At 36.3% G+C, this 6498-nt stretch carries 5 protein-coding genes and 1 tRNA gene; 1 reads left to right on the top strand and 5 read right to left on the bottom strand.

The window, feature by feature from the left end:
* Positions 1 to 210: IS3 family transposase (locus HF969_RS09310; RefSeq protein WP_168427208.1), on the top strand; the 210-nt coding region annotated here is incomplete at its 5' end.
* Between the two features lie 69 nt (positions 211 to 279).
* Here the strand turns inward: HF969_RS09310 and HF969_RS09305 are convergent.
* The 5 genes from HF969_RS09305 to HF969_RS09285 form a co-directional block, all read right to left on the bottom strand.
* Positions 280 to 1707, bottom strand: coding sequence for an alanine/glycine:cation symporter family protein (locus HF969_RS09305; protein WP_090290456.1), 1428 nt, complete (start codon positions 1705 to 1707; stop codon positions 280 to 282).
* Between the two features lie 294 nt (positions 1708 to 2001).
* Positions 2002 to 2084, bottom strand: a tRNA-Leu gene (locus tag HF969_RS09300).
* Positions 2085 to 2141: 57 nt separating this feature from the next.
* Complete coding sequence (locus HF969_RS09295; RefSeq protein WP_090290457.1) at positions 2142 to 4325, bottom strand: Tex family protein; 2184 nt, start codon at positions 4323 to 4325, stop codon at positions 2142 to 2144.
* A 4-nt stretch (positions 4326 to 4329) separates the two neighbouring features.
* Entirely contained in the window at positions 4330 to 5064 is a 735-nt protein-coding gene (locus HF969_RS09290; RefSeq protein WP_245694863.1) for a metallophosphoesterase family protein, read from the bottom strand.
* Positions 5065 to 5224: 160 nt separating this feature from the next.
* Complete coding sequence (locus HF969_RS09285) at positions 5225 to 6496, bottom strand: ABC transporter substrate-binding protein (protein WP_090290459.1); 1272 nt, start codon at positions 6494 to 6496, stop codon at positions 5225 to 5227.
* Positions 6497 to 6498: the final 2 nt, after the last annotated feature.

The following is a 6498-nucleotide window of genomic DNA, read 5'->3' as shown; positions in this document are numbered from 1 at the left end:
GGAAACTGTTTGGACAATTCTCCGATGGAGAACTTTTTCGGGCTACTAAAACAAGAAATGTATTATGGAGAACCGCTGACTAGTTATAAGAAACTAAAGAATAAGATCAATCAATATATTCACCACTATAATCATACAAGAATAAAACAAAAATTGAGCGGTATGTCTCCGGTTGAATACCGAATCTATACCACTCAATTCACCGCTTAAATATAAACTCCAACTTTTGGGGTTCACATCATAAAATAAGAGGGTTTTTTATTCTGAGCTTTTAATTGATTATTGAAGCTTTTCATATTTATAATCCCAAGATATATGTTCCTTATCGATTTCAACTTGTTTGTCATAGTCTTTCAGAACTTCGACTGATATCCCTGATAAAAATATTAGAGCAACAATATTAGGCAAGGCCATTAGCCCCATTGCCAAATCAGCAATATCCCAAACTAAGCCTGGTTTAGAAAAATATCCTAAAGCAATCGAAATCAAAGCAACTAATTTAAATGAATGGATAATTTTAGGGTTTTTAAAAATAAATTTAACATTAGACTCCGCAAAGAAGAACCACCCCACAATTGTAGTCAAAGAAAAACAAGAAAGCGAAATCGCTAAAAAGGATTCACCGATCTTACCAAACTGAAGTTGGAAAGCAGTTTGTGTCATTACTTGCCCAAATTCATTCAATGCGGAAGGGGACATCGCTTGAACAGCATCAACAGTATAAGCTCCAGTTAAGAGATTAATCATTACAGTTGCAACACAAATAATAAATGTACAAATAAAGACACCAACCATAGCAATGAAACCTTGCTCCGCAGGATGTGAAGTCGTAGCTACCGCGTGAGAATGAGGTGTAGATCCCATCCCAGCCTCATTAGAAAACAATCCCCTTGCTAATCCATAACGCATCGCTTGTTGTATGCTTATACCTAAAGCCCCTCCTGCAATTGCTTGAGGGTTAAATGCACTTGTAAGAATTAATTTAATGGTAGGTAAAAGTTGATTAAGATTTAAAAATACAATTAATAATGCCGCTAAAACATATGCCGTTGCCATAGTTGGCACGACTTTTTCTGAGAATTTGCCAATTCGCTCCATTCCTCCAATAAGTATCCAACCAACAATTATCATTAATATGCATGCTATTAAAAGCTGATTCAATCCAAAAGCAGTATTCAGTGATGAAATAATTGAATTTGCTTGAACCATAATACCTACTATACCAAGTGCAATAATACACAAAACAGCAAATATATAAGCAAGCCATTTTTGTTTTAACCCATTTTTTATATAATAAGCTGGACCTCCAACCAAGTTACCGCTAGTTCCTTCTCTTTCTCTAAAAACTTGAGCCATAGAAGCTTCAACAAAAATCGTTGCCATGCCTAAAAAGCCAGAAACTAACATCCAAAAGGCAGCACCAGGTCCTCCACTAATAATAGCAGTTGCAATACCTACAATATTACCAGTTCCGACTTGGGCTGCTACAGCTGTTGCTAAAGATTGAAAAGGAGTCATCTCTCCTTCTTTAGCAGGTTCCCCTCTTAAGATATCTGAGATCATTCGCTTAAGTGCAGGAAAAACTCGTGAAAACTGTGGGAAACCTAACCGTAAGGTCATAAATACTCCTATTCCAATAAAAGCATATAAAAGCACAAAATCCCATAAATAATCTCGTAACGTCTGAATAATAATTGAAAAACTCATAAAACTTACCTTTCTTACTAATTTCAAAACAACTTGATCAAGACAAAACCACTTTTTTATTCTGATAGACCACCCCTAATCAAATGAATGATTTGCATAACATAAGTAGATTAACATAGATTTTTTAAAAAAATAGACAAAAACGTAGTGTTTATAAACATTTTATTTGATACTGATATAAAAAAAAAATTATGTTAACCCTATACAAAACCCCTAATAAATTCACTTCAAAAGTGAATTTATTAGGGGTTTTTAATTGATTGCATTTAAAATTAGATTTTATTTTAATTTCAATGCGGCCGAGAAGACTCGAACTTCCACATCCTTAAGGACACCAGCCCCTCAAGCTGGCGCGTCTGCCATTCCGCCACGACCGCTCTATCAATGACGATATTAAACATTGTAACGAATAGGCAAGCCTCATGTCAACATTTTTATGCTTTAATCTGTTTTAATCCGATACGAGAGCGTTCTTGATCAATCGAAATGACCTCTACCTCAACAATATCACCCACTGCTAGTATCTCAGAAGGATGCTTAATAAATTGTCCTGATTTAGACGCTAGCTTAGATATATGTATCAAGCCATCTTGCTTAAGTCCAATATCAACAAACACACCAAAATCGACTACATTTCGCACTATTCCTTGTAAATGCATGTTTTCTTTTAGGTCCTCAATTTTTAAGACATCTTCTCTTAGAATCGGGGCATCTTGACCTTCGCGAATATCTTGGCTAGGGTTAATCAAACCTTGCAAAATGTCTTTGGCCGTTTCTTTACCGATTTGGTAAGTTTTAGCAATTTGATGACTATCTAACTCTTTTAAGATTCGACTCGTTTCTTCTTCGCCTAACATCTTCAATTCAATTCCGTTATCTTCTAAGATTTTCTGTGCTGTCGTGTAAGATTCTGGATGAATAGAAGTTTGATCTAAAGGATTTTGACCTTTAATAATCCTTAAAAAGCCGACAGCTTGTTCGTAAGTTTTAGGTCCCATCCGTTTGACCTCTTTAATTTGTGTTCGATTGGCAAAACGACCAATCTCATCACGTAATAAAATCACATTCTTAGCTGTTGTATGAGTCAATCCAGAAACACGTTCTAATAATTGAATACTCGCTGTATTAATATCCACTCCCACTTGGTTAACCGTCATATTTACAACAAAATCTAATTCATCAGCTAGTAGATTTTGACTCACATCATGTTGATATTGACCAACGCCCATTGATTTTGGATCGATTTTAATCAATTCGGCTAATGGGTCTTGTAATCTTCTTGCTATGGAAACGGCGCTTCTTTCTTCAACATGGTAATCAGGGAATTCTTGGCGCGCAATTTCGCTCGCAGAATATACTGATGCTCCTGCTTCATTAACGACCACGAAACGAATGGGCCGCTCGATTTGTTTAACTATTTCACTAACAAAAATTTCGGATTCTCTACTTGCAGTTCCATTACCGATTGCTATAACATCCACTTGATGTTTTTCGAGCATTGACTTTAAGAGGGGACCAGCTTGTTCACGTTTTTGAGCCGAAGCGGGAGGATGAGGATAAATGACCCCTTTATCTAAAACACGACCTGTTTCTGAGATAATTGCGAGCTTACATCCCGTACGATAGGCAGGATCTAACCCGAGAACACGTTTTCCTTTTAATGGGGGTTGTAAGAGTAAATGACGAAGATTTTCACCAAAAATCGCAATCGCATGCCGGTCTGCTTTTTCCGTTTGCTCACTTCTAATTTCTCGTTCAATCGCTGGTTGAATGAACCTTTTATAAGCGTCTTTAATAGCTAAATCGATGCGTTCTTTTTGCTGATTAGATAAATTCCCGTTAATCATATATTTACGCATATACTGCAAAGCAGGTTCTTCATCCACTTGAATTTTTATGGAAAGGACGCCTTCTTTTTCAGCACGATTGGATGCTAAAACACGGTGTTCAGCGATTTTTGTTAATTTTTCTTGGAAATCATAATACATGCGGTAAACACCGCGTTCATCTAAATCTTGATTTTTTAAACTTGTCGTCCAATCCGCATTATATTTTGTGTATTTGCGAATAAATTCACGAAAATCGGCTCGATCTCCTATTTCTTGAGCGATGATCTCGTGAGCACCTTCAAGTGCTTCTTCTGCGGTTTGAACTTTGTTATTAAGATATTTCTCTGCTTCTTTCGCAATTGAAGCTTCTATGTTTCCTTCTTCTAATATCCATTTTGCTAGTGGTTCAAGACCATTTTCAATCGCTATCATTGCCTTGGTTCGACGTTTTTTCTTAAATGGACGATAAAAATCTTCGACTTGCTGTAAGGTTTGAGCTTGTTCAATTTTTTCTTGCAAATCAGCATCTAGTTTCCCTTGTGCTCCAATTGTTTTGATGACTTCTTCTTTACGTTGTTTCAAATTTATGGCATATTGATATTTTTTATCAATATCATATATTTGAACTTCATCAAGGGACCCTGTGACTTCTTTACGGTATCGAGCAATAAAAGGAATCGTATTCCCATCTGTTAATAAATTAAGAACGGCTTCTACTTGATCAATTTTAATATTCAATTCTTGACTGATTGCCTTTAAAATATCTGCTTGTTTATCTGCACTATTCATCCTGTCATTCTCCTTCTAAAACTGGAACGGAACATATTTGTATAACTGCTGTTGGACTGATTTTCAGAGCATGTAATTGGCCCCCAAAAACACATCCGCCATCAATGCCCCATTTCATATCTTTACGCCAAACACTTGAATCATAATAATTTTGATGCAAAACCATGGTCGGCGTGTGTCCAAAAACGATTTGTTTTCCGGTTTGATTTTTCGTTTGATGAAAACGATCTCTTATCCACATAAATTCATGATCGGAAGTGTCCTTCCAATCTTCGAGAGACAAATCTAAACCAGCGTGAACAATAATAAATTCCCCATATTCAATGTAATAGGGCAGACTTTCCAGCCAATCTTCAAGCATAGGATAACCATTTTTGATTTGCCGAACTAACCGCCTTGCTTGCGACTTTACCACCTTATCTTCAGATATTTCCAATAACTGACAGATTGTAGAAATGCCACCATTCATAATGTAATGATTAAAGAAGTTGTGAGGACTGCGTAAAAAATTCAAGAGCATGGATTCGTGATTTCCTCTTATACAAATGGCATTATACTGACTTTGAAGCTGCCACACACGTTTCAAAACAGCCAAACTATTATATCCTCGATCAATATAATCGCCTATAAAAACTAGTTTTTCCTTATCAGGATTCCAGTCTTGTAATAACTTATCTAATTCATCACTCATTCCATGGATATCTCCTATTACAAATAAATGCTCTGGATTCTTTAGCAATATCGCTCACCACCTTTCAAAATCGAATAATTTTAGTATAACATAGGTTTAGGACTAGGAAAATCATAGAATCTGTCTCAAATAAATCATATATAGAAAAAATCCCCTCTAGATGAGTTTTCAACCAATCTAGAGGGGATTTGCTTAACTCTCTCAGGACTTATAAACCTAAATGTCCTTTGACTAAATCTTCAATATTCTTAAGCTCTGTAGCTGGATCTGAATCATTAATAAACACATTTTCGATTGCGGTATTTAATTCCGTAAACACCTCAGAAGCGCCCACATAGGGAACTTGTGATTTCCCATATGTTAACTCTTTTGTTGCAGCTTCAACATAAGGGACATCTGCAAGAAAATCTTGCCAAATTTTAGACTCTACACCAGATTTAGTGATTGGTAAATAACCTGTATCTTTTGCCCATTGAGCAGTATTATCTGCTTGAAGTAAAAATGACATGAATTGAATCGCTCCTGCAATTTGCTCATCAGAAGCTGAAGCAAAAATACCAAGATCATTTCCTGCAAATAAAGTTAATGGTTCACCTTCACCATAAACAGGAAGTTCAGCAGTTACCATCTTCATGCCTGATTCTTCCACACCTGGTAACACGTGGGGAAGTCCTGCAGATGAACCAATATATAAAGCTGTTGCGCCTTGTGAGAATGGTCCAGACATGTATCCATCTTCACCTGCGATACGAGCATGGTCTTCTTTGATTAAATCTTTTAAAAATTGCAAAGTCTCAACCGCTTTGTCTGAAGCAATATCTGTGGTGGACTTATCATCGGCAATCCAAGTTGCTCCATTTTGTTTAGCCATTGTTTCTAATTCCATCGAAGGCCCGTTTTCTAAACCCATCGCCTGAGCTTCAATTCCAGCTTCATCCAATGCTTTACCTAATTCTAGAACCTCAGCCCAAGTTTTAGGAATTTCAGCTCCAACTTCATCCAAAATATCCTGATTAACATACATCATCCGCACTGACTTTGAAAAAGGTAATGCATAAATTTGATCATCAAAAGTAACCCCTGTTAAGAAGCCTTCAAAAATATCGTCACGTAATTCTTGAGTAAAACCATTTTCCGATGTTAAATGCTCGTCTAAAGGCATTGTCAATCCTTGATCCTTAAAATCTACTACAGTAGAAGCCGTTAATTGAGCCATTACTGGTAAATCTTTTGATACTCCTGAGGCGATAATCGATTGTTGAAGAGAAGCATAATCTCCTTGGTTTTGTTCTACAACTTTGTATTGGTCTTGCGATTGGTTAAAAGCTTCTACTAATTTAGCTAAAGCTTCTTGATGGGGACCATTCATGGCGTGCCAAAAAGTGATTTCAACTGGCTCTTGACTATTTGCAAATGACGTGTATACGTTACTCAGTGAGAACACTAATAATGCTGCCAATAAAACTTTAATCTTTTTCATTA

This window comes from Facklamia miroungae, assembly GCF_012396555.1.
Taxonomy (GTDB): domain Bacteria; phylum Bacillota; class Bacilli; order Lactobacillales; family Aerococcaceae; genus Facklamia; species Facklamia miroungae.
This window is presented reverse-complemented; position numbering and strand designations above follow the sequence as displayed.

Excerpts from the sequence above, each read along its gene's own strand:
- HF969_RS09295 (WP_090290457.1), bottom strand. The coding sequence starts at position 4,325 with ATGAATAGTGCAGATAAACAAGCAGATATTTTAAAGGCAATCAGTCAA.
- HF969_RS09305 (WP_090290456.1), bottom strand. The coding sequence starts at position 1,707 with ATGAGTTTTTCAATTATTATTCAGACGTTACGAGATTATTTATGGGAT.
- HF969_RS09285 (WP_090290459.1), bottom strand. The coding sequence starts at position 6,496 with ATGAAAAAGATTAAAGTTTTATTGGCAGCATTATTAGTGTTCTCACTG.